Origin of the sequence: Actimicrobium sp. GrIS 1.19, from assembly GCF_035984655.1 — a bacterium.
In the GTDB taxonomy this organism is placed as follows: Bacteria; Pseudomonadota; Gammaproteobacteria; order Burkholderiales; family Burkholderiaceae_D; genus Actimicrobium.
This window is the reverse complement of sequence record NZ_JAXCHT010000001.1, coordinates 235,784-261,647: the sequence shown is the minus strand read 5'-3', so window position 1 is coordinate 261,647 and position 25,864 is coordinate 235,784. Positions and strand designations below refer to the sequence as shown.

28 protein-coding genes are annotated in these 25,864 nt (G+C 63.6%); 12 read left to right on the top strand and 16 right to left on the bottom strand.

The window, feature by feature from the left end:
* Positions 1 to 56 precede the first annotated feature (56 nt).
* The 3 genes from RCH09_RS01265 (at position 57) to RCH09_RS01255 (ending at position 1,833) form a co-directional block, all read left to right on the top strand.
* Entirely contained in the window at positions 57 to 902 is an 846-nt protein-coding gene (locus RCH09_RS01265) for a D-amino acid aminotransferase (RefSeq protein ID WP_326939204.1), read from the top strand.
* A gap of 18 nt (positions 903 to 920) precedes the next feature.
* Positions 921 to 1,199: a DUF493 family protein gene (locus tag RCH09_RS01260; protein WP_326939203.1), complete on the top strand. Its 279-nt coding sequence runs from the start codon at positions 921 to 923 to the stop codon at positions 1,197 to 1,199.
* A gap of 178 nt (positions 1,200 to 1,377) precedes the next feature.
* Complete coding sequence (locus RCH09_RS01255) at positions 1,378 to 1,833, top strand: fasciclin domain-containing protein (RefSeq protein ID WP_326939202.1); 456 nt, start codon at positions 1,378 to 1,380, stop codon at positions 1,831 to 1,833.
* Positions 1,834 to 1,912: 79 nt separating this feature from the next.
* On the opposite strand, the gene RCH09_RS01250 is transcribed toward RCH09_RS01255, so the two are convergent.
* From RCH09_RS01250 to RCH09_RS01240, 3 genes are all read right to left on the bottom strand, one after another.
* A complete protein-coding gene (locus RCH09_RS01250) occupies positions 1,913 to 3,388 on the bottom strand; it encodes a cryptochrome/deoxyribodipyrimidine photo-lyase family protein (protein WP_326939201.1) in 1,476 nt (491 codons plus the stop codon).
* Complete coding sequence (locus RCH09_RS01245; RefSeq protein ID WP_326939200.1) at positions 3,385 to 4,593, bottom strand: FAD-binding domain-containing protein; 1,209 nt, start codon at positions 4,591 to 4,593, stop codon at positions 3,385 to 3,387. The genes RCH09_RS01250 and RCH09_RS01245 overlap by 4 nt, the downstream gene beginning before the upstream one ends.
* Before the next feature lie 134 nt (positions 4,594 to 4,727).
* On the bottom strand, positions 4,728 to 5,666 hold the full coding sequence (locus tag RCH09_RS01240) for a transcriptional regulator GcvA (RefSeq protein ID WP_326939199.1): 939 nt from the start codon (positions 5,664 to 5,666) through the stop codon (positions 4,728 to 4,730).
* Between the two features lie 150 nt (positions 5,667 to 5,816).
* On the opposite strand from RCH09_RS01240, the gene RCH09_RS01235 reads away from it, so the two are divergent.
* Genes RCH09_RS01235 through lipA form a run of 3 tightly spaced genes read left to right on the top strand, consistent with a single transcriptional unit; the run spans position 5,817 to position 7,792 of the window.
* Positions 5,817 to 6,164, top strand: coding sequence for a DUF2917 domain-containing protein (locus tag RCH09_RS01235; RefSeq protein ID WP_326939198.1), 348 nt, complete (start codon positions 5,817 to 5,819; stop codon positions 6,162 to 6,164).
* Positions 6,106 to 6,783 (top strand): lipoyl(octanoyl) transferase LipB, encoded by a 678-nt coding sequence (gene lipB / locus RCH09_RS01230; RefSeq protein WP_326939196.1) that lies wholly within the window; start codon positions 6,106 to 6,108, stop codon positions 6,781 to 6,783. The genes RCH09_RS01235 and lipB overlap by 59 nt, the downstream gene beginning before the upstream one ends.
* Positions 6,784 to 6,796: 13 nt before the next feature.
* A complete protein-coding gene (gene lipA / locus RCH09_RS01225) occupies positions 6,797 to 7,792 on the top strand; it encodes a lipoyl synthase (RefSeq protein ID WP_326939195.1) in 996 nt (331 codons plus the stop codon).
* Between the two features lie 87 nt (positions 7,793 to 7,879).
* Here the strand turns inward: lipA and RCH09_RS01220 are convergent, their stop codons facing one another.
* The 7 genes from RCH09_RS01220 to RCH09_RS01190 all read right to left on the bottom strand — a co-directional run bounded on the left by RCH09_RS01220 (position 7,880) and on the right by RCH09_RS01190 (position 13,719).
* Positions 7,880 to 9,628, bottom strand: coding sequence for an extracellular catalytic domain type 1 short-chain-length polyhydroxyalkanoate depolymerase (locus tag RCH09_RS01220; RefSeq protein WP_326939194.1), 1,749 nt, complete (start codon positions 9,626 to 9,628; stop codon positions 7,880 to 7,882).
* A gap of 192 nt (positions 9,629 to 9,820) precedes the next feature.
* Complete coding sequence (locus RCH09_RS01215) at positions 9,821 to 10,255, bottom strand: DsrE family protein (RefSeq protein ID WP_326939193.1); 435 nt, start codon at positions 10,253 to 10,255, stop codon at positions 9,821 to 9,823.
* 4 nt (positions 10,256 to 10,259) lie between these two features.
* Positions 10,260 to 10,856: a LemA family protein gene (locus RCH09_RS01210; RefSeq protein ID WP_326939192.1), complete on the bottom strand. Its 597-nt coding sequence runs from the start codon at positions 10,854 to 10,856 to the stop codon at positions 10,260 to 10,262.
* Positions 10,857 to 10,931: 75 nt separating this feature from the next.
* Positions 10,932 to 11,588 (bottom strand): BON domain-containing protein, encoded by a 657-nt coding sequence (locus RCH09_RS01205; RefSeq protein WP_326939191.1) that lies wholly within the window; start codon positions 11,586 to 11,588, stop codon positions 10,932 to 10,934.
* The gene (locus RCH09_RS01200) at positions 11,581 to 12,177 is read right to left on the bottom strand and encodes a phosphoheptose isomerase (protein ID WP_326939190.1); all 597 of its coding nucleotides are present in this window, start codon (positions 12,175 to 12,177) and stop codon (positions 11,581 to 11,583) included. The genes RCH09_RS01205 and RCH09_RS01200 overlap by 8 nt, the downstream gene beginning before the upstream one ends.
* 51 nt (positions 12,178 to 12,228) lie before the next feature.
* Positions 12,229 to 12,609 (bottom strand): YraN family protein, encoded by a 381-nt coding sequence (locus tag RCH09_RS01195; protein WP_442784986.1) that lies wholly within the window; start codon positions 12,607 to 12,609, stop codon positions 12,229 to 12,231.
* A complete protein-coding gene (locus RCH09_RS01190; protein WP_326939188.1) occupies positions 12,610 to 13,719 on the bottom strand; it encodes a penicillin-binding protein activator in 1,110 nt (369 codons plus the stop codon).
* Between the two features lie 13 nt (positions 13,720 to 13,732).
* On the opposite strand from RCH09_RS01190, the gene rsmI reads away from it, so the two are divergent.
* Positions 13,733 to 14,641 (top strand): 16S rRNA (cytidine(1402)-2'-O)-methyltransferase, encoded by a 909-nt coding sequence (gene rsmI, locus RCH09_RS01185; RefSeq protein ID WP_326939187.1) that lies wholly within the window; start codon positions 13,733 to 13,735, stop codon positions 14,639 to 14,641.
* On the opposite strand, the gene RCH09_RS01180 is transcribed toward rsmI, so the two are convergent.
* Genes RCH09_RS01180 through RCH09_RS01170 form a run of 3 tightly spaced genes read right to left on the bottom strand, consistent with a single transcriptional unit; the run spans position 14,622 to position 17,621 of the window.
* On the bottom strand, positions 14,622 to 15,602 hold the full coding sequence (locus tag RCH09_RS01180; RefSeq protein WP_326939186.1) for a YihY/virulence factor BrkB family protein: 981 nt from the start codon (positions 15,600 to 15,602) through the stop codon (positions 14,622 to 14,624). The genes rsmI and RCH09_RS01180 overlap by 20 nt on opposite strands.
* 19 nt (positions 15,603 to 15,621) lie before the next feature.
* The gene (locus tag RCH09_RS01175; protein ID WP_326939185.1) at positions 15,622 to 16,176 is read right to left on the bottom strand and encodes a DsbA family protein; all 555 of its coding nucleotides are present in this window, start codon (positions 16,174 to 16,176) and stop codon (positions 15,622 to 15,624) included.
* Positions 16,177 to 16,208: 32 nt separating this feature from the next.
* Positions 16,209 to 17,621, bottom strand: a complete 1,413-nt coding sequence (locus RCH09_RS01170; protein ID WP_326939184.1) for a DHA2 family efflux MFS transporter permease subunit — start codon at positions 17,619 to 17,621, stop codon at positions 16,209 to 16,211.
* Positions 17,622 to 17,871: 250 nt separating this feature from the next.
* On the opposite strand from RCH09_RS01170, the gene RCH09_RS01165 reads away from it, so the two are divergent.
* The 3 genes from RCH09_RS01165 (at position 17,872) to RCH09_RS01155 (ending at position 19,932) form a co-directional block, all read left to right on the top strand.
* Positions 17,872 to 18,363: a DUF4188 domain-containing protein gene (locus RCH09_RS01165; RefSeq protein WP_326939183.1), complete on the top strand. Its 492-nt coding sequence runs from the start codon at positions 17,872 to 17,874 to the stop codon at positions 18,361 to 18,363.
* 113 nt (positions 18,364 to 18,476) lie between these two features.
* Positions 18,477 to 19,028 carry a YbhB/YbcL family Raf kinase inhibitor-like protein gene (locus RCH09_RS01160; protein ID WP_326939182.1) on the top strand — a complete coding sequence of 184 codons (552 nt, stop codon included), beginning with the start codon at positions 18,477 to 18,479 and terminating at the stop codon, positions 19,026 to 19,028.
* 58 nt (positions 19,029 to 19,086) lie between these two features.
* Complete coding sequence (locus RCH09_RS01155; RefSeq protein ID WP_326939181.1) at positions 19,087 to 19,932, top strand: HDOD domain-containing protein; 846 nt, start codon at positions 19,087 to 19,089, stop codon at positions 19,930 to 19,932.
* Between the two features lie 7 nt (positions 19,933 to 19,939).
* Here RCH09_RS01155 and RCH09_RS01150 read toward each other — a convergent pair whose 3' ends face one another.
* From RCH09_RS01150 to RCH09_RS01140, 3 genes are read right to left on the bottom strand one after another with little or no spacing between them, the layout of a single operon-like run.
* Positions 19,940 to 22,000, bottom strand: a complete 2,061-nt coding sequence (locus tag RCH09_RS01150) for an AsmA family protein (protein WP_326939180.1) — start codon at positions 21,998 to 22,000, stop codon at positions 19,940 to 19,942.
* Positions 21,997 to 22,566: an SRPBCC family protein gene (locus RCH09_RS01145; RefSeq protein ID WP_326939179.1), complete on the bottom strand. Its 570-nt coding sequence runs from the start codon at positions 22,564 to 22,566 to the stop codon at positions 21,997 to 21,999. Before RCH09_RS01145 ends, RCH09_RS01150 begins: the two co-directional genes overlap by 4 nt.
* An 18-nt stretch (positions 22,567 to 22,584) precedes the next feature.
* Positions 22,585 to 23,142, bottom strand: a complete 558-nt coding sequence (locus RCH09_RS01140) for an SRPBCC family protein (RefSeq protein WP_326939178.1) — start codon at positions 23,140 to 23,142, stop codon at positions 22,585 to 22,587.
* Positions 23,143 to 23,285: 143 nt separating this feature from the next.
* On the opposite strand from RCH09_RS01140, the gene RCH09_RS01135 reads away from it, so the two are divergent.
* Both RCH09_RS01135 and RCH09_RS01130 read left to right on the top strand, forming a co-directional pair.
* Complete coding sequence (locus tag RCH09_RS01135; RefSeq protein ID WP_326939177.1) at positions 23,286 to 25,319, top strand: NADPH-dependent 2,4-dienoyl-CoA reductase; 2,034 nt, start codon at positions 23,286 to 23,288, stop codon at positions 25,317 to 25,319.
* A gap of 31 nt (positions 25,320 to 25,350) precedes the next feature.
* On the top strand, positions 25,351 to 25,845 hold the full coding sequence (locus tag RCH09_RS01130; protein ID WP_326939176.1) for an energy transducer TonB family protein: 495 nt from the start codon (positions 25,351 to 25,353) through the stop codon (positions 25,843 to 25,845).
* Positions 25,846 to 25,864: the final 19 nt, after the last annotated feature.

Below are 25,864 nucleotides of genomic sequence, written 5' to 3'. Positions count from 1 at the left end.
ATTGCGCAGCCGCCGTGCCAGAATCCCTGCATTCCAAACCGTCCCCGAAAGCCGTCATGTCCGATCCGCTCGTTTATCTCAATGGCGCCATCTCGCCGCTCTCCGAAGCGAAAGTCTCGGTGCTCGACCGCGGCTTCATCTTCGGCGACGGCATCTACGAAGTCATCCCGATCTATGCCCGCAAGGCCTTCCGCGCCGACCAGCACATGGCCAGGCTGTTTCGCAGCCTCGCCGCGATCGGCATCGCCAACCCGCACAGCAAGGCGGAATGGCTGGCCCTGATCCAGCAGGTTGCGGACGCCTTTGCCGACGACGACCAGATGGTCTACGTGCAGGTCACGCGCGGTGTGGCCAAGCGCGCGCATGCGTTTCCGAAGGAGGCCACGCCGACCGTGTTCATCATGACCAATCCGCTGGTGCTGCCGTCGGCGGCGGTGCGCGCCGCCGGCGTTGCCTGCGTGTCGATGGAAGACAAGCGCTGGCTGCATTGCGAGATCAAATCCATCTCGCTGCTCGGTAACGTGCTGGCGGCGCAGAATGCGGCCGAACATGCCGTCACCGAAACCATCCAGTTCCGCGACGGCTTTCTGACCGAGGCGTCGGCATCGAATGTCTGGGTCGTCAAGGATGGCAAGCTGATGGGGCCGCCGAAAGACAACCTGATTCTCGAAGGCATCCGTTACGGCCTGATCGAGGAATTGTGCGCCGCGCTTGCCATTCCCCTGAGCGCGCGCCGCATCACGCGTGACGAAGTGTTCGCCGCCGATGAGGTACTGTTGTCGTCGGCCACCAAGGAAGTGCTGCCGGTGGTCAGCATCGACGGCCAGGCTATTGGAAACGGCAAGCCCGGCCCCATCTACGCAGCTCTGTATGCGGCCTACCAGGATGCCAAGGCCGCCTGACCTTTTTGATTGCGCGCCATGACCAATATCCCTGAAGCACCAGCCAGCCTGATCGAGTATCCGAGCGATTTCCCGATCAAGGTGATGGGTCCGATGCATGAGACCTTCGCCGCCACCATCACCGAGGTGGTGATGCAGTTCGATCCGGAGTTTGGCGAACACCGGCTGGAGAGCCGACCGTCGACGCAAGGCAACTATCTGGCGCTGACCGTCACGGTACGCGCCACCAGCCGCACGCAGCTCGACGATTTGTATCGGGCGCTGTCATCGCATCCGATGGTCAAGGTGGTGCTGTAAGTCGCGACCGAGAGGTTGGCACGGCACGCCGTTCGGTCAGCCGCAAACGCCCGTTTTGCCACGAAGCATACTGATCAGTATGAATTGTCGTATGATCAGGAACCTGGCCGTGCCACTGACTGGCTATGCCTGGTTTCCCGGGCGATGCCCGCCCCATTTATCTTTTTGGAGCCGACACATGAAAAAGTTACTTACCGCCGCAGCACTGGCTTTCGCTTTCACGTCCACCCACGCAGCCGATATCGTTGATACAGCCGTCGCTGCTGGCTCGTTCAACACGCTGGTGACCGCCGTCAAGGCTGCCGGTCTGGTCGATACGCTCAAGGGACCGGGTCCATTCACGGTGTTTGCCCCGACCGACGAAGCCTTTGCCAAGATCCCGAAAGCGAAACTGGATGCGCTTTTGAAAGACAAGGCGGCATTGACCAAGGTGCTGACCTACCACGTCGTCGCCGGCAAGGTGATGGCTGCCGACGTCAAGGCCGGCCCGGTGCCAACCGTCGAGGGTAGCCCGCTGACCGTCACCGTCGCCGGTGGCAAGGTGAGCGTAGACAAGGCGCATGTCGTCAAGACCGACATCGTGGCTGACAACGGCGTGATTCACGTCATCGACACGGTCCTGATGCCGAAGTGATTCAGGGCGTTCGAACCAGTCCAGAAGGCGCTTCGGCGCCTTTTTCTGCGTTCAGCCGATCCGAAGATATGCAGTTTGGCTAGAACAACTGGCCCTGGTCATCCGGCGGCGCACGGGTGCTGCGTTTCGGTCGCGTGGTTGGCGGCAAGCCACTTTTGCGTGAGCCATGCTTTTCCTGAATTGCGCTCGCCTCGGTGCGTGCTGCGCCGGACCGGCGCAGCCCATACAGCGTTTCCTTTGCCGCTGCCAGCGCCATGCGTTCATCGACGATCGGCTGCGAATAGGCCGCCGTGCCGATCTCCGGCACCCACTGCCGGATGTACAACCCCTGCGGATCGTGGTCGCGCTGCTGCTTGGCCGGCGAATAGATGCGCAGCGTGTTGATGCCGGTGGTGCCCGACTGCATCTGCATCTGGCTCCAGTGGATGCCGGGTTCGAAGTCGAGAAACTGACGCGCCAGAAACAGTCCCGGTGCGCGCCAGTGCAGCCACAGGTGATATGCCGCAAAGCTGACCAGCATCGCGCGCATGCGAAAGTTGAGCCAGCCGGTCGCGCATAGCTGGCGCATGCAGGCGTCGACCATCGGATAACCGGTGCGGCCTTCGCACCAGGCTTGTAGCCGTTGCTGATCGACCGGCATCAGCGGCGAACCATCGCCGGCGCGCAGGCCGTCGACCGAGCGTGCCACGTTGCGCCATTCGATGGCCGGTTCATCTTCAAGTTTTTGCATGAAGTGGCAATGCCAGCGCAGCCGGCTGGCGAAGCCGCGCAGTGCGTACGCCAGCGCACGGTCGGGGGTGCTGGCGATGCGCGCCGCGGTGGCCTGGTGGACGCAGCGCATCGAGATCGTGCCGAAGGCCAGATGCGCGCTGAGCCGACTGCAACCCTCGGGGGCCAGCACCGGGCTGGACATGGCGCTGCGGTAATCGCGGCCGCGCCCGTCCAGAAAGCTCGCCAGCGTCGCCCATGCCGCGCGTTCTCCCGCCGCCGGCAGCGCCGCCGCCAGCGCCGGCAGGCCCAGCTCGCGCAACGTCGGTAGCGGCGGCAAGGCGAAGTTGGGTGGCGCCCTGAATCCAGCCACCGGCGGCGCTTCGGGTGCGTCCATGCGTTGCGCCCATCTGGCGGCCCAGCCGTTGCGCGACGACAGGCGCCGCACCACCCCGGTCTGCGCTGACTCGGTCCAGCGCACGCCCTGATTGCGGCACCACGCCGCCACGGCCAGGTCGCGCGCGTAACTCCATCCGGGTCCGGTTTCTTCGTGACTGAACAGATGGGTAAAGGCAAACTCGTCGCGCAGCGATTGCAGCAACTGCGGCATCGCGCCAACCCGCACCAGCAGCGGCAGGCCGCGCGCCGCCAGGTCGCGTCGCAGTTCGGCCACGCAGTCGAGCAGGAAGCCGACGTGGCGTGGGTCGCATTCGGGGCTGGCCAGCCACTCCGGCTCGATCACCACCAGACCCAGCGCGTTCTCGAACTGCATCGACGCCGCCAGCGGCGCATGATCGCGCACCCGCAGGTCGCGTTTGAACCAGACCAGCGCTGCCGGGCGGGTCATGGCGGCAGCTTGCCGACGCTGGCGTCCAGGCCGCGTGCTGCGCGGGTCCACCATTTCGAGAACGAGTCGCAGCGCGGCGTGATGGACGGGAACAGCAGCGGCGCCGCTGCGCATTCGGCCCAGCCGGACAGCCACGGCGCGAGATGGGGTTCGTCGATACTGCGCACCGTGCGCGCGCCATGCAATGCAGCGCCGATGGCGGCTGCGCTGCCGAACCAGCGCGTCGCCGCAAGCTCGGCCATGCGCGTTTCGACAAAGTGCCAGCGTCGCTCGCTCCAGCGCCACGCGGCGTGGAAATCCGCGACGATGATACCGATCACCAGCGTGTCAGCCGGCAATCCGTCCGGGAGCCTGCCCAGGCTCCACGGGTGTACCAGCCAGACGTCGCGACCGGCAACGGCAGCGCCGTCGGGGGCCGTCACGCCAGAACCGGCCGACGGTGCAGTGGTAACCAGCGGTTCGGCTGGCGCTGCGCCGTCGGCTGGCACGGCGTGCCGGTGCGGCGCTTGCCGTGCGATTGCGTCAAGCGCCTCGTACGAGACATCGATCACACTCCCGGGGCTGTGCCATGGCGCCGGTGCAAAACGGGCTACGTTGTCGGCATTGAACAGGTACGGCTTGTGGCTGGCGGTGCCGGCGACCCATTGCCAGCTGAGGTGGTTGCTGGCGATGTCGCCGTCGAGCAAGTGGCCGTACAGCCAGTCGGCCCCGGCGCGCCAGTGCACTTTGCGCACATGCACCACGTAGCTGGCCAGCCACATGCGCGCGTGGTTGTGCAGCATGCCGGTGGCGTACAGCGTACGCACCGCCTGGTCGATCACTGGCACCCCGGTGCAGCCATGCCGGATGTCATGCGGCAACGTGTGCGCGTACGCCGCATCTGGCAGCGGGCCTGCATGCAGCGACCGCAGGATGGCCTCGCCACGGTGCTGCCAGACATGCCGGAAGTAGGCGCGCCAGCCGAGCTCGTAGACAAACTTGTGCTGCATCTCAAGCGGATGGCGCGCGCGCACGCCGGCCATCACCTCGGCGAGCGTGACGAAGCCATGCGTAATGTAGGGAGACAGGTTGCTGACCGCGCCGTCGAGCGCGTTGCGCGTGCTTGCATAGGCAGCGGGATCGACAGCGTTGATGCGGGCCTGTACGGCAGCGAGCGTGGGTGCAAAGGGGTCAGCCATGCTGGCCGGTGTGGCTCGGTGGTGCATCGGAAAATCCAGGGTCGGAACAAGGGACAGCGAACCGGCGGCAGCCCGGATTTGATCGGTCTGCGGCCTGCCTGAACGCATGCAACCGGATTATATCGACGACCTGTATTCGGCGCTGTCGTCGCCTCCGATGGTCAAGGTGGTGCGGCCGCGGCCGATGGGTGCAGCTGGCCGGAATCCGCCGCCTTCCATTTCGCGACTTCACAAAACAGCCAGTCGCGGAAGGCCTTGACCTGTGATTTTTGCAGCGATGCCGGCGGGCAGACGAAGTAATACGAGGACGGGCATTTCACCGTCACATCGAACAGGCGCACCAGCGCCCCTGAGGCCACGTCCGAGGACACCATGCCGTGGCGTGTAAGCGCGATGCCCTGGCCGTCGATGGCGGCGCGCACCAGCATCGTCGAGTCCTGGAAAATAATCCCCGCAGTCGGCTCCGGCAACGCCACGTTGGCCGCCTTGAACCACGGCATCCACGGTTCCAGATCGCAACGCAGCAACGCACTGCGCACCAGATCCTGCGGCGTTGCCGGCAGCTTGCCACCGTTGAAGTGCGGGCTGGCGACCGGGTAATAGTAGTCATCCATCACCCACTCCTCGGCCAGTCCGGGATAGTTGCCCTGACCGAAGCGAATCGCGACATCGACATCTTCGCGCGCGAAATCGGTCAGGTAGGTGCTCGATTGCAGACGCACTTCGATGTCCGGAAACTGTTCGATGAAGTTGCCCAGGCGCGGCGACAACCAGCGCGCGGCGAACGAGGACAGCGACGAAATGGTCAGGCGGCGGTGGCCGGTGGCGGCTTTCACCACGTCGGTGGCGATGGCAATGTCGAGCAGGCTCCTGCGCAAGGCAATTGCAAACTGCTGGCCATGCTCGGTCAGCGCAATGCGTTTTCCGGCACGGGTGAACAGCTGCACGCCGAGTTCGGCTTCGAGCGCGCGCACCTGGTGGCTGATGGCGCCATGGGTCACGTGGATTTCATCGGCTGCGCGCGAGAAATTCTGGTGCCGGGCGGCCGCTTCGAAGGCGCGCAGGGCGGTCAAATTGGGCAGTCGGCGAAAATCAGCCATGGCCATCCTTGTGAATTAAATTAGCAAGAGTCACGAATATAACTCGTTTTGCCAATGCCGTTGCGACGCCTACACTACCTCCATCGACAAGGCAACAAAGGACTCACTTCATGCTTTGGTGCGATATATTTTTTATCGGAGCATCCCATCATGTCAAATCTATTCGCAACGCAATCGTCAAGTATCCGTGCCGACCAGGTCATGTCCGGCGTCGCCGAGCGGCCGCAAACGCTGCGTGTGGCGCGTGGCAACGTCTGGGTCACCATCGAAGGTCTGCGCGCCGATTTCTGGTTGTCATGCGGCGACACGCTGGCGCTGCCGGCGCACCGTCTGGTGGTGGTCGAGGCGCACGGACAGAATGCCGAGGTGGCGGTGTCGGCCGCGCCGTCGGCTGGTGGCACCGCCCGGCTGGGGACATTGTTCGGTACACTCGGGCGCTATGTCTCTGATCGCACCAAACCATCCACCAGCCCTGCTGATTGTCCAGCGCGGTCTTGAACCGTTCGACGTCACTTTCGCAGCGATGCGCGCATTCACCGATGCGCGCGACGCTGCCACACCTGACCAGCTCTGGCTGGTCGAACACCCTGCCGTTTTCACGCTTGGCCTCGGGGCCGATCCGGCCCATGTGCTGGATGCGCACGCCATCCCGGTAGTGCAAACCGATCGCGGCGGCGAAGTCACCTATCACGGCCCCGGCCAGGCCATCATCTATCTGTTGATCGATTTGCGCCGACGCCGTGCCGATGGCGGCCTGCTGGTGCGCGAGTTTGTCGGCAAGATCGAGCAGGCGGTGATCGATGCCCTCGCCGCGTATAATCTGGCCGGTGCGCGCAAGGCCGGGGCGCCGGGCATTTATCTTGCCGACGGACCGCATCAGGGCGCAAAGATTGCCGCGCTTGGCTTGAAAGTGCGCACCAACGGCAGCACCTATCATGGCGTTTCTCTGAATGTGGCGATGGACCTGACACCGTTTGGCTGGATCAACCCGTGCGGTTACCCCGGCCTGGCAACCGTCGACATGCGCACGCTGGGAGTTGACGCCGCGCTGGCGCAAGTGCACGCGGCGCTGGCCGGGCACCTGACGCATCGACTCAACAGCACATCTCTGGATTGAATCTGGCACACCTATGGCACACGAACCGACCGACCCCGTTGCAACGACTTACTACAATCCGCTTGAAAAGCAAAAAGGCGCCGGCAAGACCGCGCGCATCCCGATCAAGATCATCCCGGCCGAACGGCTGAAGAAACCCGACTGGATTCGCGTCAAGGCGGCCTCGCCATCGACCCGCTTCTACGAAATCAAGGACATCCTGCGTGCCAACAGCCTGGTCACCGTGTGCGAAGAAGCCAGTTGCCCGAACATCGGCGAGTGCTTCGGCAAGGGCACCGCGACCTTCATGATCATGGGCGACAAGTGCACCCGGCGTTGCCCGTTCTGCGATGTCGGCCACGGCCGGCCCGATCCGCTGGATGTCAAAGAACCCGAGAATCTGGCCAAGACCATCGCCGCGCTGCGGCTGAGTTACGTTGTCATCACCTCGGTCGATCGCGACGACCTGCGCGACGGCGGCGCCGGCCATTTTGCCGACTGCATCCGCCGCGTGCGCGAATTGTCGCCCAACACCCGCATCGAAATCCTCACGCCCGATTTCCGCGGCCGCATGGACCGGGCGCTGGAGATCCTCAAGATGGCGCCGCCGGATGTGATGAACCACAATCTCGAAACCGTGCCGCGCCTGTACAAGGAAGCCCGGCCCGGTTCCGACTACGACTATTCGCTGAACCTGCTCAAGCGCTTCAAGGAGCTGCATCCCGACACCCCGACCAAATCCGGCATCATGGTCGGCCTGGGTGAAACCGACGAAGAAATCCTGCAGGTCATGCGCGACCTGCGCGCGCACGGCGTCGACATGCTGACCATCGGTCAGTACCTGATGCCCAGCGGCGACCACTTGCCGGTGCGCCGCTATGTGCATCCCGACGTCTTCAAGATGTTCGAGACCGAGGCCTACAAGATGGGCTTCGTGCACGCCGCGGTGGGTGCGATGGTGCGCAGTTCGTACCATGCCGACGAGCAGGCCCAGGGGGCGGGTGTGGTGGTCGACAGCCAGCCCGAATAAAAAAGAGCGTTCGACAGCTGATGTCGAACGCCCCGCTTTCCGGCGCGCTCGTCCGAGCGCGCCGCGTCAGTTCCCGTTCAAGGCCCGTTACGGGCAACTCCCGATCACGTAATACCCGGCCGAGGTCTGCGACAGCGTGGCGGTGTAGAACAGATTGTCCAGTCCCATGTTCTGGTTCGAGCCGTTGGCCAGCGCATAGCCGCCGCTGTCATGCGCGCGGCCGGCCTGCACATGCGCGTAATTGCTGGCACTGGTGCTGGTGCAGGTGAACGCCGATTTGGTGGTGGCGTTGACGGCCGCCGACAACGCGCTTTCCACCGCACCGCTGGCGACCGTCGAGACCTGATACGCGTAGGACGTCGCGGCCGCCAGGCCAGTGTCGCTGTACGCCGTGGCCGTCAGCGGGGTCGCCGTGACCTTGATCTGGTTGCGATACACGTTGTAGCCGACCGCGCCGGTCACCGCATTCCACGACAGTGGCACGGTGCTGGCCGTGGTGGCGCCGACCAGCAGTCCGGTGGGTGGCTGGATCACCGGCGCCGGACCGACCAGGAATTGCGCAATGGTGCAGGCAGCCGAGGTCTTCTGGGTGACGGTGTCGGTCGCCGTCACGCTGCCGCTGTAATAGCCATTGGCCAGGCCGGCATAGGCTTTGCTGAAATTCGCACCGCTGCCCGCCGCCGCATCATTGGCGGGGGTCGGTCCGGTCAATGCCACCGCATAGCTGGTGATGCTGCCGGCAGCATCCGTGGCCGCGCCGCTGATGGTGGCCGTCGTGCCTGCCACCGTGGCGCTGCAGGCCGTCATTACCGGGGCCGCAACGGTGCTCACCCGCAGATTGTTCTTGAACCAGAAATCCATCACGAAGGCCGGGTAGTTGACCTTGGTCGCGTCGACATAGCGCGCATTCTGGCCGCCGGTTCCGGCCGGCCACGCATGCGCCATGCCGGTCACGGTGATTTCGCTGGTGCGCAGTTTGCCGTTGCTGTCGGTGTAGGGAATATTGCTGCCGCCGGTCGGGACCGTCACCGCGGCGCCTTTGGTGAACGTGCCGCCGTACACGCCGCGCATGGCGGCGGCATCCATCGGCCCGTACGCCTGCGCCACCGTGTAATCGGTGGTGCCCCAGACCACGCCAGCGATCTGGCTGGCGAATTTGGCGCTGTTGCTGCCGGCCAGTGTTTTGCAGTTGGCCGTGGCGGTGGCTGCCGTGTAGCCGGACGGCACGAAGCCGATCTGCGCCGTGGTGGTGCCTGGCGGTGGTCCGGCATTGATGCCGACCCCGGCAAAAATATCCGGGGCCATGCAGCCCAGCGCCATCGTTTCGCCGCCGCCGGACGACAGCCCGGTCACATACACCTGGTTCGGGTCGATCGCATATTGGGCATTGGTGACAAAGCGGCTGATCAGGTTGAGCAGAATTGCATCATGTCCGGTCGAGCGGTTGTGGTTGGTACTGGCGTAGTCCCAGCAGTGATTGCTGTAGACATTGCCGGTCGCGTTGGGCGCGAGGATCACGGCGCCATACTGCTCGGCCATGGCCTTCCAGTTGTAGCCGTTGTCGGCGGCCTTGTCGATCACGTCGGCGGCGGCGGTCTGGGTGCATCCATGCAGCACCAGCACCAGCGCGCGCTTGCCGGCGACGGTCGGCTGCGCTGTCGGCCAATAGAAGTATCCGGTCAGATTGCCGCCATTGACTGAATCGGCGGCCCAGGTTTGATTGGCGCTCCATGCACCGGGACCGGCGGTGACTTGCGCCTGGGCAGCGATGACGGGAATGAGCAAGGCGACCGCAGTCGCCAATCGACCGAGCAATCGGTTGAAGGTTGTAGCCATGATGTGAAGTCTCCGTATTTTTTTGAGCTGCCAATGGACCGCTCCCCGTCAGGCACGGAGGCAGGTCTTCCCGGAAGTAAGCTTTCCGGGACACATCGATACTAGTCGGGAATCCCGAGAGTGCAATGTCGCTGGTAGTTCTACGGTAGCGGCGACCGGCTTGCGGGCAACGTGATGTTGCGCCGCACTGGCTCATGGTCGGAAATACACGTAGCCTTCGCGCGCCTGCAGCCGCGCAATTTCGACCACGCCGGCCGGGACTGGTCGGGCAATCGCGACCACCCGCGACGCCGGAATATTGTGCGCTGCAAGCGTATTCATGCAGATGCGGAATTCGACGCCTTGCGCCGCCAGTTCGACCAGCGCCGGTTCGAATGGCTTGCCGTTGTGATCGACGGCATCGCGCAGCATGAACTTCACGCCATCGGCCAGTCCGACCACGACGATTTTGGTGTCAGGCTCGGCGCGCAACTGATTGCGGATATTTGCCAGCGCGCGGGAGGCCTGGTCGATGCCATCGGCGAGGTGGTAGACCACCTTGATCGGTTCGGCGGCGCGGGCCGGAAGGGTGGTGGTTGCCAGCAGGAAGACGGCGGCAGCGGCGGTTGTCAGGAATTGGCGGCGCATGGGATCAGGTCCTCGAAGAGTCAAGCGGTGGAACGTCGGTGGCGTCGGCGGTCTTGCCCGGGACGAGCAATGCACCGGCCTTGAAGCCGAACAGGTTGGCGATGACCGAGCCCGGAAATTGCGCCAGCGCGGCGTTGTACTGCAGTACGGCATCGCTATAGGCCTGGCGGGTGAAGGCGACCCGGTTGCGCACCGCGTTCCATTCCATCGACAGTGCCAGCATCGACGGATTGGCTTTCAAGGTCGCGCGCGCATCGAACAGGGCGGGCAGATTGCCCAGCGCGGCGTTGAGCACCGCGTCGGCAGTCGCCAATTGCTGCAGCGCTGCCGCATTGGTGGGATCGGCGGCGTGGGCATTGGCTTCGATGACGCGCGTGTGCGCCACCAGAATATCGGCAAGGCGACTGCGCTCGCGCGGCATGTCGGCCTCGGCCGCGTCGGCCAGTGTCGCAATCAACGCCAGGTGGCGTTCGTACTGTCCGTTGAACAGGGCATAGGAGTTCCTGAATTGCTGGCGCAGGCTGACCAGCCGCTTCCAGGCGCCGATCGCCCAGAACATGGCCAGCAGAAACACGCCTGCCAGGACAAGTACAGCGGTCATGCGCACTCCCCCCGAAAGAAAAGCCGCCCTGCGATTCGGGAGCGGCTTTTTGCGTGACGCATTAACCCTGCCCGGCTACTTGCTGGCCGGAGTCAATGTGGTTTTCGACAATTCCTTGAGCTCGTTGTCGTCGATCAGCTCGAATACCCGTACGACTTTTTCGACGCCGGAAACGCCGCGCGTGATTTCGGTCGCCAGATGGGCTTCGCGCTCGGTGACGCGGCCCATCAGATACACCACGCCGCGTTCGACAATGACCTTGACCGAGTTGGCATAGAGGTCGCGCGCGTCGACGAACGATGCCTTGATCTTGCCCTGCAACAGCACATCATTGGAGCGTGAGCCGAAGCTGGAGATGCCGGCGACGGCGACTTCATTGACCACCGAATTGACGCCTTCGATCGCAGCGGCTTCGCGTTCGACCGCGGCTTTCATGGCCTCGTCGCGCACTTCGCCGGTCAGCAGGACCTTGCGGTTGAAGCTGTTGACGTTGATATGGCCACTGTCGCCGACCAGCCGGGCGATGCGGTTTTCACCCTTGATGACAATCGTCTTGTCTTCGGTCTGGGCACCAAAGGTGCGCCGGTCCGATGCGGCCAGCGTGCCGACTACGGCGGTGCCGACCATCATTTCGATACATCCCTGCAAGCCGGTTGCCACCAGTGCGCACAGCGCGATGGTAGCCATTGGGCGGCTGGCGCGTGGCCAGATCCGACGAGCCCGATCAATCATTCGCATCTCCTCCGAAAAGTGCCACGTCAATGCCGTCGCACATACAATGAATCGTTAATAAATGGACTTCCTGAATGCGTGCGGTGCGGTCGTGCGGCACGCAGATATGCACGTCGGCATCCGTCAGTGCCTTGCCGATCGCGCCGCCGCCCTTGCCGGTCAGTGCGACCACCCGCATGTCGCGTTCCAGTGCGATCTCGATGGCGGCCAGCACATTGGCTGAATTCCCCGAGGTCGACATCGCCAGCAGCACATCGCCGGCTTGACCGAATGCCTGCACCTGCTTGCTGAAAATTTCGTTGAAATTGTAGTCGTTGCCGATTGCGGTGATGATCGAGGTGTCGACCGTCAGTGCCAGCGCTGGCAAGGGAAGCCGTTCGCGCTCGAAGCGCCCCACCAGTTCGGCGGCAAAGTGCTGGCAGTCAGCGGCCGAGCCGCCATTGCCGCAGGCCAGAATCTTGTTGCCATTGGAGAGTGCGGTGAACATGAGTTCCACCGCCTGGGCGATAGGCTGCGCGAGAACCGAGGCGGCCTGCATTTTCAGGTCGGCGCTTTCATGGAAGTGCGCGATGATGCGTTGATTGATCATGATGGCAAGTGGGAAGTTGTGTCCGCTGCTTCTGCGGCGGCAAGGCGGATGTCAGGAGTCGATCGCATTTTGCAGCCATGTTATCACCGCCCCATCAATTGCCACCACATCGAAGCGGCAGGGCGGCGGATGGCGGTAGCGTTGCAGGTAACGTTGCGCCGCATGCGTGAGGCGAATCTGCTTGCTGCGCGTGATGCTGGCCGCCGCGCCGCCATGGCGCTGACCGCTGCGTTGCCGCACTTCGACAAACACCAGCGTGGCCGCATCCTGCATGATCAGATCGAGCTCGCCGGCCTTGCACAAAAAATTGCGTTCGACCAGGGTCAGGCCATGCTGCTGCAAGTGCGCCAAGGCGCGATCTTCGGCGGCGTCGCCGGCAATCTGCCGGTCGGTACTGCTGGCGCGTGCGCGCAGCCGTGCCATCAAGCCCATTCAATGATCCGCATTCAGCGGCACCACCACGCCATCCCGGTACACCGCCTGCAGCGCCGTGCGTTCAAAGCGGGTCGCGCCATTGCCGAAACTGACGTGCAGCTTGCCGCTGACGCCATCGAGATCGAAGTCGGTATGGCGCAGGCCGATTTCACGGGCGATCCGGAACGCATCGATGCCCAGCGCGTAGAGCCGTTCGAGATCGGCGCTGCGTTTCTGCTCGGCGCTGTCGAGCAGTCTTGGATAGATCATCACGGCCGGATGGGCCAGCGCGATTTGCCAGGGCAGATCCAGCAGGCGTACGCCGTCCAGTTCGGACAGCCGGTTGCTGTCGGCATCCTGCGGCACCAGCGGGTTGAGCTGTGACAGTCCGTACATGGGCGGCAAGTCACTGCCGAGCGCGCTGCGCAGCTGGCGCGCCTGAGTCGCGTCGAGGGCCAGAAACAGCAGTGTCGGTTTGTCGGACTGGATGCGTTTTTTGAGCAGTGCGATGGCGTTGGCGCTGAAATAACCGCCGCTGGTCGGCAATTCGACGGACTGCGCCTCGAAACCGGCCTGCTGCCATTGCCCGGCAAAGGCGTGGGCAGCGCGCCGTTGCCACGTGGCAGTGGTCGACAGCACCAGCGCGCGCGCGGATTTCTTGCCACTGCCGGCCCAGCGGGCAGCCTGGCGCGCTTCGTCTTCGAGCGACAGGCCGATCACCAGCAAATTGCGCGGCAACGTGCCGTCGGTCTCGATCGAGATGTCCGGCTGGGTCAGCGCGATGGTGGGAATGTTGACGATGCGACTGAGCGCGAGCGCCGTGACGTCGGTGCGCGAGAGCGGACCGACCACGATGTCATGCCCGGCCACTGCCTCGGCATACACCGACAGGATTTCCTTGCTGCTGTCGCCGGTTTCGATCACGGTCAGCGTGGCGTCGCCGCGGTCGCGTTCCCAGGCCGCCTGGAAGCCGGCCCGCACGGCTTCGGCAGCGCGTCCCAATGTGTCGGAACGCAACGGCAGAATCAAGGCAATGCGCGGCGGCGCCAGCGGCGCGTCGGTTGTGTTTGCCGACACAGACGAGCACAATCCGCACAACACGCCGATCAGCGCACACTTTGCCCACATGATGAATCCCTCGATGACTGAATCCCCGACCACCCCGATGTTCAATGAAGTGTCGCAGCAGATGTATCCGTTGTCCACCCTGTACGTCGTCGCCACGCCGATCGGCAATCTCGGCGACATCACGTTGCGCGCCCTGCACCTGCTCGGCCTGGCCGATGCCATTGCTTGCGAGGACACGCGCAACACCGCGCAACTGATGACGCGCTACGGCTTGTCAAAACCACTGATCGCAGCGCATCAGCACAATGAACGCGAAGTGGCCGACAAACTGATCGCCCGCCTGCAGGCCGGCGAACGCATCGCGCTGGTGTCGGACGCCGGCACGCCGGCCATCTCGGACCCGGGTGCGCGCATCGTCGAGGCGGTGCGCGCGGCGGGACTGCGGGTGCTGCCCCTGCCCGGCCCGTCGGCATTGATCACGGCGCTGTCGGCCAGCGGCTTGCAGGATGCGCACTTCTACTTCGCCGGCTTTCTGCCGGCCAAGGGGAAGCAGCGCGACACGGTGCTGGCCGGCTTGCGTGGCGTCGCCGCGACGCTGGTGTTCTACGAAGCGCCGCACCGGATTGTCGATGCGGTGGCGGCCTTGACGGCAGCCTTCGAGCCGACCCGCCAGATTGTGTTCGCACGCGAACTGACCAAGCTGTTCGAAGAAATTCATCGCTGCGATCTGGCCGATGCGGCAGCCTGGGTGGCGGCCGATGCCCATCGCGAAAAAGGCGAATATGTGGTGTTGTTGCAAGGTGCACCGACGGCCATTGCCGCCGATGACGTCGAAGCCGACCGCGTCTTGCGCATCCTGATGGCAGAGTGCTCGGTCAAGCAGGCTGCAGCGCTGGCGGCGCAACTGACCGGCCAGAAAAAGAACGCATTGTATGAGCGTGCCTTGTTGCTCAAGGCAGACCTCAAGGCGCCTTTGGACTGAGCCCGGCGGCAGCGTCTTCTTCCTGCGCTGCCTTGCGCGCGGCGACCATGGTCGGCTCCGGCTGGTGGCGATCGGTGCGACCCGGCACCTCGGGCGCGGCGGGCGGAATCGCGCTGGCCTTGCGTGAGCCGAACGTCGATGCATAGGCCCAGGTGAATTCGGCGCCCATCAGGAAAATCTGCGCCGAGTAATACACCCAGACCAGCACCACCACCAGCGAGCCGGCCGCACCGAAGCCGGAGGTTACCCCGCTGGTGCCGATGTACAGCCCGATCAGGTATTTGCCGATCGTGAACAGTAGTGACGTCACGACCGCACCAATCCACACATCGGTCCACGCCACCTTGGCGCGCGGCATGATCTTGAAAATCATCGCAAATACGACGGTGGTAAACAGGAAGCTGACCGCCAGATTCAGTACGCTGGCAAGCACAGCCCAATTCGCGAACAGCGGCCCCCATAGCCGGCTCAGTGCCGCCAGCGCGGCGCTCGCCACCAATGACACCATCAACAAAAAGCCAATCCCGAGGATCATGCCGAACGACAACAGGCGCGCGCGCAACAGCGTCCAGATGCTGCCGCGATCGCGTTTCGGCGCGCGCCAGATCCGGTCCAGCGCATTCTGCAATTCGCCGAACACGGTAGTCGCACCGACCAGCAGCAGAACCCCGCCGACAATGGTGGCGGTAACGCTTTCGGCCGGCCGGCTGACGCTCTCCAGCAGACTTTGCACCGCCTGGGCGCCCTGCGGTCCCATCAGCCCGCGCAACTCGCCAACGATCTCGCCGCGCGCGGCCTCCACGCCAAACAGCAGCCCGGCAATCGAAATCACGATCAGCAGCAGTGGCGCAATCGAAAACATCGTGTAATACGCCAGCGCCGCCCCCATGCTTTGCGCGTAGTCGTCGATCCACGACGACGCGGCCGCCTTGACCAGAATCCAGAGGTTCTTCAGCATCATGCGGGTCCCCGTCACGTAGTCAGGGATTGCCGAGCGCCGCCAGTACCGCGCGCTCCAGATGTTCCAGCCCGAACGAGACGTCGACCAGCTCATCATTGAGGAAGAAACTCGGCGTACCGCGCAGTCCCAATTGCACGCCGGCGGCGTGGTGTTCGCGCACGCGCTGCAGATACACGTGATCGGCCATCTCGGCATGAAAACGCACCATGTCGAGCTCCAGTGCTTCGGCATGTTGCGCCAGCGCGGCGGGTTTCAGATGTTGTGGTTGGGAAAACAGGCGCGCATGCATTTGCCAGAACTTGCCTTGCGCGGCGGCAGCTTCGGCGGCCTCGGCAGCCAGTTCGGCATGCGGGTGCGCGGCGGCATCCGGGAAATGCCGGAACACGAAACGCAGACGGTCGCCAAACGTCTCGACCAGATGGCGTGTGGCAGGCTCGGCCTGGGCGCAACGCGGACACTCGTAGTCGCCATATTCGACCAGCGTCAGCGTTGCCGCACTGTTGCCGGTTTCGTGTTCGGTGCCGGGCAGGCCGCTCGGGTGACGCGGGTCAGTGGAATTCGTTGTTGTGCTCATGCTGTTCTCCGTGAGTGAAAAAATAGGTTGTTTCAAGGTTGTCGTTCAAGCAGGATCAGCCCGCACAGCCCGGCCGCTGCCGAGGCCACGCCAGCGACGATGGCCGCGACATGGAAACCGCTGACCAGTGCCGCGCCGTGCGCCGCCAGCACCATGCCGAGCATGGCCGTGGCGATCAGCCCGCCCGAACGCGCCACTGCGCTATTGAAGCCCGATGCTACGCCGGTGTGACTGGTCGCCACCGATGCCAGCACCGCCGTCGTCAACGGCGCCACGGCGGCGGCCATGCCGATGGCGATGACGAGCATGGCCGGCAACGTCGTGCTCCAGTACGAGCCGCCCGCACCGATGCGTGTGGCCAAAAAAAATCCTGCGGCGACAATCAGCGGGCCAAGCGTCAGCGGCAGTCGCGGTCCGATGCGGCCGGCAATCCGGCCCATCGTCGATGATGCCAGCGCAATCACCACCGGCAGCGGCAACAAGGCAGCGCCGGCCTCGGTGGCGGAATAACCGTTGACCTCGATCAGCACGAACGGCACCAGGACGAACAGGGCGCCGAGTGCGCCGTACAGCAAGAACGTCAGCAGATTGAGGCCGACGAAACTGCGCGAGGAAAACAGCGCCAGCGGTAACATCGCGTCGTCGCCGCAGCCGTGTTCAACGATCAGGAACAGCACCAGAAACACCGCACCGAGCACCAGCGCAATGGCGGCGCCGGGATCGATGCCGGCGGTCGAGGATGCCACCGTCAGGCCCCATGTCAGGCTGGCCAATCCGATCGATGCGAGCGCCGCGCCTTTCAGGTCGAGTGTCGGTCGCGCCGGATTCGGCGTGTCGTGCAGGTAGCGCATGCCGAGATACAGCGCCAGCAGCGCAATCGGCACGTTGATCAGAAACATCGCGCGCCAGCCGACCACGTCGATCAGCCAGCCGCCGATCAGCGGACCGATCGCGCCGGCCCCGGCGCCGACCGCAGCCCAGACGCCAATGGCCCGGCCGCGCGCTTCGCCATTGAACGTCGCGCCAAGAATCGCCAGACTGTTGGGCATCAGCAGCGCTGCGCCGACGCCCTGCAGGACCCGGCCGGCAATCAGCCAGCCCGATCCAGGCGCAAGCGCGCACCACAGCGACGCCAACGCGAACAGCGCCACCCCCGCGACCAGCACGCGGCGTCGGCCAAAGCGGTCGCCGGCAGCGCCGCCCAGCAGCAGCAGCGCCGACAGCGGCAGCAGGTAGCCATTGACGATCCATGACAGGCAGGCGCCATCGGCACCGAGGTCGCGGCCAATCGCCGGCAGACCGACATTGACCACCGAGCCATCAATGAACGCCAGGCTCGACGCGAGAATGGTGGTGGCCAGAATCAGGCGCGGATGACGCACCGGCGTCGCCACCGGCACGCTGACGGCGATGGTGCGGTCGCACGCGGGCAGTGCCGCGGTCATCGGCTTGCCTTCATCGTCGTGAGTCTGATTCGAATGTGCATCGTCAATTCTGGAGGAGCATGCATGTGACAACCATGCCTCGGATCGGCGCGGCATGTCTGGGCGGTATCGCACCAAATGGTATGGTCGCGGTTGCCCGTGGCGGGCCTGGACCGGCAATCCTGACCGCAGGGTGCGCCCAACGTGTGCAAACGACAGCGCTCAGTGTACGCTTGCCGTTGTTTATTCAACCAGTCTGCGGAGACAACCGATGATCCAACCCGAACGCATGCACGCCAGTCTGGACGGCGATTTTGTCGTATTCCTGATTGGCATGCGCATCAATCGCTTCTGGAAAATCCACAAGTGGCTACCGGTCACGCGCGCCATGCCGCGCATGCTCAAGGAACTGGCGCAGCAACCGGAACTGGGTTTGCTGTCGTACGAAATGTGGTTCGGCCGCACCCTCATCATGGTGCAGTACTGGCGCTCCGCGGAGCAGTTGCTGGCCTACGCGACCAGCAAGGACGCGGCGCATTTGCCGGCCTGGAAAGCCTTCAACCAGGCCGTCGGCACCAATGGCGATGTCGGGATATGGCATGAAACCTATCGCATTGCTGCAGGAGCGTCGGAAAATATCTACGTCAACATGCCGCCGTTCGGATTGGGCAGGGCCGGCACGCTGCGGCCGGTCTCGGCCGAACGCAACAGCGCGCGGCAGCGCTTTCAAGCCCACAGTGCGGACCCGGGTCCGACCCCGTAACAACGCACCACGGCACGGCTCTTGCGTTTTCTTGCGTGCCACGCCATTCTTGCCCCTCAGCGACCAAGACTTGTTCGCTGTTCTTCTTTTTGGTTACTTGCGAAAGGATTTTCATGGAAAAGACAATCAGGTTGGGCGGCGCGCTGGCGGGCGTCATGCTGTCGATATGCATGGCTCAGGCCAGCGCTGCCGGGATGCTGGTGACATCGTCGTCCTATCCGGATGGCGGCACGATTCCGGCGCTGCATGGCGGCGATAGCGGGGATTGCGGCGGCAAGGGTGTGTCGCCACAGGTGTCGTGGTCGAATCTGCCGGCCGGCGCCAAATCGGTGGCGCTGCTGATGCTCGATCCGGATGGCGCCAAGGGTCTTGGCGTGGTGCATTGGGTCGCCTACAACATCGGTGCGGATCGCAACCAGTTGAAGCAGGGCGAAGGACAGATCGACGGCGCCGGCGCCACGGTCGGGAAAAATGTCACCGGAGCCACGGCGTATCGCGGCATGTGTCCGCCGGCAGGAGATGTCCCGCATCACTACACGCTGACCGTGATCGCCACCGATCTGGAGCCAACCCTGCCTGCGGGCATGACGCGCGATGAACTGTTGGCAGCCTTGAAAGGTCACGCGCTGGGTGGTCAAAGCGTGGTCGGCCGGTATGGCCGATGACAAAATGGCATCCCGCAATCAGGTCGAAAATCGGCGCGGATTGGGTTAAGATCATTTGATGGACAAACTAGACGCGTACCGAATCATCGCGGCACAAGCCAGTCACGGGGAGTTGGCCTTCCCGACGAATGTCAATGCCTCCCTCAAGATTCAGGCGGCCCTCGATGATCCCGAGTGCCACATCGAAAAAGCGGTGACGCTGGTCGCCGCCGAGCCGTTGTTGTCGGCGCGCACGGTGGCCATTGCCAATTCGGTTGCCTACAATCCGTCCGGGCGCGAGGTGGCCAATGTGCGCGTGGCGGTGGCCAGACTCGGGTTTCGCACGCTGCGTTCGCTGGTCGCTGCGATGATCGTGCGGCAGTTCGCCAGCATGGTGTCCGATCCGATCTTGCGCGTGAAGTCGGCGCAACTGTGGGAGCATTCCGCACATGTCGCCGCGCTGGCATTCGTGCTGGCCAAGCGGGTGTCGAAGGTCGATCCGGAAACCGCTTTTTTTGCCGGCATCGTGCACGAGGTCGGCGGCTTTTACTTGTTGTCGCGCGCCGCCGAGTTTCCCGGGCTGCTCGATGGTGACGGCGAAGATTGGCGCAATTTCGGCGAGCGCGTCATTGGCCGCGGCGTCATGAAAAAACTCGGGGTGCCCGAAGAGATCATGACGGCGATGGAGGCGGTCTGGTTCGGCACCCGCGTGCTGCCGCCGCTCACCCTGGGCGACACGTTACATCTGGCCAAGGATCTCGCGCCGGTGCCAAGTCCCTTCAATCCGGTCGACGGCAGTGGCGAGGCCTATGCGATGTCGGCCGCCACCATTGATTTCGAATGCGGCGACGGCACCTTGCGCAGCATTCTCGAGGAATCCGCCGACGATGTCAGGTCGCTGACCGCGGCATTGCTGATGACCTGACGCCGGGTTATTTGTGCGGCGCGGGTTTCAGTCCCTTCGTCGCATCGGCCACGATGGCCGGGCACGGCGAATCGCTGCTGTTGCTCGGCGCAACCAGTGCCAGCAACGCCGCAAACGGCGCCACCAGGCCCAGCCCAACTGCCGCTGCGCCACGTGCCGCGAGCGGTCCCACTTCGACGCCGACCTTCGGGTCCTTGAACGTACCCTTCACATACAGCGGCGAGCGCAACGAGAACACCCGGAAGCCCTTGGTGTTCGGATGCACATGCAAATCCATTTGTTCGTTGGCCAGATTGACCGAGCCGTCAACATTGATCAGGGCATCGGCGGTGTCGATGGCAAACACGCGCGCGTCCAGCACGCCCTTCTTGGCAACAAAGTTCGCCGCCGCGCAGTTGATCTTGACGGTCTTGGCGCCGAACAGTTTGTCCAGCACGACATTGGCCACGTTCAAGCCAGCCTGCTCCAGCAAGGCGCCGCTGACGGCGCCATCGACCAGCAACAATTTGATGTCGCCATCGAGCGAGGCCGCCAGACCGGATGGCATGTTGCCGCTGGCGTGCAGGTCGGCATCGCCATTGATCTGGCCGAAACTGGTCTGCATCGGCTCGAAGGTCGGCAGCAGTTCCTTCAGGCGCAGGCGGCGTGCCGACAGATTGAAATGGGCAGCGACCGGGTCGCTGCTGCTGTCGAGCACGATGTTGCCGGACAGGGTTCCGCCGGCGACGCCAAACTTCAGCGGATTGAGTGTCAGCTTGCCATTGTCGAGCAGCACATGCGCCGACAGGTCGTTCACCGGCAACGATTCCTTGCGAATGATCTGGCCGGCGACAAACTTGATGTCGGCATCCATCGCCTTCCAGCGTTCGGTACGAAACGGCGTCGCCGGAATCGTCATGCCGGACTTGACGACAACTTCCTCTCGCGCCGCAACTTTTTTACCGTTTTGCGCCGGATTGGCGGTCCCGATCAACGGTCCGAGGTCGGCCAGCAACAGCTTCTCCGAGCGCACCTCGCCGACCAGTTTGGGGCGCACCCCGGCAGTAGTGTAGGTGAGCGTGCCGGCCACGTCGGAACTGCCGACGCGGCCAGTGAATTTTTCATAATGAAACACGCTGTCGGCCTTGTGCAGGCGGCCGCTCAGATGACCTCGGGTCGAAAATGGTGGTGTGTCCGGCAAGGTCACGCCGGTCAGCTCGTACAAGTGCGCCATGCTGCCCGAGGCCAGTTGCAGTTGCAGGTCGAGCGCAGCCAGATTGCCGGGATCGGTGATGGTGCCGGCGATGACAATGTGATTGTCGCCGACGCGCACATCGGCCTGCAACGGAAACGGCCGGCTGGTGTCGACCAGCGACAGTACGCCGCCAAACTGGCCGCGTCCGGACAGCGGCGCCTTGTTGTGCGTGCCCTTGATATCGAAGCTGAACCCGTAGCCGCCAGTTGCCGCCGTTGCAGTCTGGGCAGCCTCCGACTTATCCAGCAGCGCGCCGATATCCACCCCTTCGCCAACCGGACGAATCGTGGCGACCGCGTCGATGTTGCGGATCTTGTCGACGATCGTCACCTGCCCGGCGGCGAAGGCAATCTGGTCAATCTTCAGATTCCACGTCGATGGCGTGCCGGCACGGGTCTTGAAGGTCCAGTTCACGCGGCCGTCGGCCAGGCGTTCGACATCCACCGCCGGCCTGGTCACCTGGATCGCCGAAATCGCGACGTCCCGGGCCAGCAGCGGCAACAGGCCGATATCGAATGCGATATTTTCTATCGATGCGAAATCGGGATTCCTGGCCCAGTCCGGATTCTTGATCAGGACATCGTTGGCGGTCAGGCGCGGGCGCGGCAAATAGCTGCGCCAGCCATTGCCGCCAGTCGGGCGATGCCAGTCCAGGCTGATATGTCCGCGCACCGCGAAGTCGCGGCCGATCTCCTGCGAAACCCGGTCATTGAGCCAGGGGCGGCTGCGATCCCAGTCCCAGTTCAGCGCGATCGTGAGCAATATCGCAAAGACGGCGGCAACAATGGCGACGACGATGGCGAGGATTCGGAACAGTCTTGGAAGGTGCGTCATTTTTCGCTGGTTGCCTTGCGCTTCAACATTTCGGCGCGCATCTCTTCAAACTGGTGACGCGATTCACCTTCAATGAATTTCGGACCGATCACTGGCGGCACGTAGGTCGGCGAAATCGATTCGGCATGGTAGGTCACGTGCGTGCCAGTGCCGTCAGGGGTGAGCACGGTGGTGCCATCGAGCTTTTTCATGTTGCCGGAAAGAATGTGGCTGGTGATTTTGCTGAAGGGCTTGAGTTCGATTTCGCGCACCGAATCGAACGCGAAGCTGATCAGGCCGTGGTCGGCCAGGCCTTTTTGCGCGACTTCGATCTTGTCGCCGTCGCGTTTGGTGATCGCGCTGAACTTGACGTTCGAGACGAAGTTCGACATGTGGTCAAAATCCGTCAACACGTCCCACGCCTGTTTTGGCGCTACCGGTACCTTGAAATCGACATCGATGATGATCAATTCGCCATTTTTCTTGACATGCACGTCAACTGGCGACTGCGCTTCATCGGTCGCGGCAAACGTACTGCCACACAGTGCCAACAGCAGTGTGGCCAGCAGGGTCGGGCGCAGGTTCATGGTGCTTCTCCTTTGCGATTATTTCTCAAGCTGGGCGATGACTGCCTCCAGCATCTTGCGCACATCGCCCTGGACGATGGCATTGCCTACCAATGGCGGAACAAAAAAATCCGGTTCGATAATGCCGCTGTATTCGATGCGCGTGCCGCTGACGCCGGCCTGTTCGCCGGGGCTGAGCTGCCAGCGCGCACCATAGCGCTTCATGTTCCCCGAAATTAGCGACACATCAATCGACGATGGTGGACGTTCCGTGACCCGAATCAACAAATGAATCGCATGCCGGATAAAGAAAAATCCACCCCGCCCATTCTGTTCCAGAACCACCTCGGCGCCGTTGCGCGACACCACGCGGGCGCCCGCCAGATTCGGTACATACTCTGGCTGGCGCTCATAGTCCGTCAACACCTGCCAAACGTGCTCGGGCGTGGCGCGCGCGAAAGCATTGGCGCGGATATCGAAGAACGGCTGCTCCGCAGCCCGATTGCGCTGCACCACGACCTGCAATTCGTTGTCAGCCCGCGCCGGCAGGATCAGCATGGTCGCCAGCAACATCAGAAATCGGAAGGGCAAGCGCATCGCAGCTTCGAAAACATTGTCAGAGTGCGCACGATAGCAGAGAAAAAACTTCCTGAACGTGCGGCGGCTAACGGACAATCAAGTCAGCCTCTGCGCGACAGGGAGAATGTGCGCAGACCACGCAACCCAACATAAAAACCATAATGACAACCGAGACCTATCCCCATCTGCTGGCGCCGCTCGACCTCGGCTTCACCACGTTGAAGAACCGCGTGATCATGGGATCGATGCACACTGGCCTGGAAGACCGCTTCTACCACTATCCCAAGCTGGCGGCGTATTTTGGCGAGCGCGCGCGCGGCGGCGTCGGCTTGATTGTCACCGGCGGGATTTCGCCCGACCGGCGCGGCTGGCTGCTGCCTTTTGGCGGCACCCTCAACAGCCGGCTCGATGTGTCGAACCACCGCAAGGTGACCAGTGCCGTCCATGCGGAGGGCGGCAAGATTGTCATGCAGATCCTGCATGCCGGCCGCTACGGCTACCAGCCGTTCGTGGTGTCGGCCTCGGCGCTGAAGTCACCGATTTCGAAATTCACGCCAAAGGCCCTGACCGCAGCCGGCATCGCCAGCACCATCGCCGATTACGTCCGCTGCGCGACGCTGGCCAAGCGGGCCGGTTACGACGGTGTCGAGATCATGGGCAGCGAAGGCTACCTGCTCAATCAATTCCTGTGCGCGCGCACCAACCTGCGCACCGACGAATGGGGCGGCCCGATCGCCAACCGGATGCGGCTGCCGGTCGATATCGTGCGCCGGATTCGCGCCGCAGTTGGCGCCAATTTCATCATCATGTACCGGCATTCGCTGCTCGATCTGGTCGAGGGCGGCAATACCTGGGACGAAGTGGTCACGGTGGCGCGCGCGCTGGAACAGGCCGGCGTGACCATCCTCAACACCGGCATCGGCTGGCACGAGGCACGGGTGCCGACCATCGTCACGTCGGTGCCGCGGGCGGCATTCCGCTCGCTGGCCGGGCGCCTGCGCAAGGAGGTCGGCATTCCGGTGGTGGCATCGAACCGCATCAACATGCCGGCCGAGGCCGAAGACATCCTTGCCAGTGGCGATGCCGACATGGTGTCGATGGCGCGGCCGTTCCTGGCCGACCCCGAGTTTGTGAACAAGGCCGCCACCGGCCGCAGCGACGAAATCAATACCTGCATCGCCTGCAACCAGGCCTGCCTCGACCATACCTTTGCCAACAAGCGCGCCAGCTGCCTGGTCAATCCGCGTGCCGCGCATGAGACCGAGCTGGTCTACCGCAAGACCGTCAAGCCGCGCCGGGTCGCCGTGGTCGGGGCTGGTCCGGCCGGACTGTCGGCAGCCTGCGTGGCGGCCGAATGCGGCCATGCGGTGACGTTGTTCGAAGCCTCCGATCGCATTGGCGGCCAGTTCAACTACGCCATGCGCATCCCGGGCAAGGAAGAATTCGCCGAAACGCTGCGTTATTTCGGACGCCGCCTCGAGCGCACCGGCGTGACGTTGCACCTGAACCGGCGCGTGACGCGACAGGAGTTGCTGGAGCAGGGCTTCGACCACGTCATCGTCGCCGCCGGCATTGTGCCGCGCATGCCGAAGATCGATGGCATCGGCCACCCGAAAGTGCTGTCCTACCTGGATGTCCTGAAAAGCAACGTCGCCGTCGGCAAGCGCGTGGCCATCGTCGGCGCTGGCGGTATCGGCTTCGATGTGGCCGAGTTCCTGCTGCACGATGCAGCAGTGCCGCTGCCCATTCCGCTGTCGCACTGGCTGGGCGAATGGGGTGTCGATTTGAGCGCCAGCAGCGGCGGCGGATTGTGTGCGCCGACGCCGGAACAGCCGCCGCGCACGGTGGTTCTGCTGCAGCGCAAAGCCACACGGGTCGGGGCTGGCCTTGGCAAAACCTCCGGTTGGGTGCATCGGGCGACGCTGTTGCGAAAAGGCGTTGAAATGCTGGCCGGGGTCGAGTACAACAAAATTGACGACAACGGCTTGCACATCACCGTCGGCGGTGTGACACGCTTGCTGGAGGTTGATCACGTGATCATCTGCGCCGGCCAGGATTCACTGACCAGCCTGATGCCGGACGGCGCGGTCAGCAATGGTCCGGCCTTTCACCTGATTGGCGGGGCCGCACTGGCGGCTGAACTCGATGCCAAACGCGCCATCCGTGAAGGCGCGGAACTGGCGACGCAACTATGATGTGCACGGACATTCTCAGGAACGAAAAATCATGAAACTCCAGCTCGTTGTCGGTCTATCCACGCTGGCGGCAATGCTCGCCGCCTGTTCCACCTCGCACGGCCCGGTCGAATCGCGCAGTGACAGCAGCGCCCGGGTCGAGGCACGCGTCGAAACGACGCGTGACGGCACCTCGACCGCGCGCACACTGGCCGCCTACAAGGAGGATCTGGCGCAACGTATTTGCGAAACCAATTCGACCAAGGTGTACGTGAGCCGGCCGCAAGCCCTGCTGCGCGGCGTCATCGTGGTCAAGTTCGTGGTCGACGCCAACGGCAAACTGATCAGCAGCGAAATCACGCGCGGCAATCGCGATGGCGCCATCGAAGCGACCGCGCTGGCCAGTTTGCGCAGCACCGCGCCGTTTCCGAAGCCGGCCTCGAACCTGTTGCGCAATGGCCGGGTGGAATTGTCCGAGACCTGGCTGTTCAACAACGACGGCCGCTTCCAGATTCGCAGCATTGCGCAACCACAAATGAGCGAATGACACCACAGCGCGCCTGCTG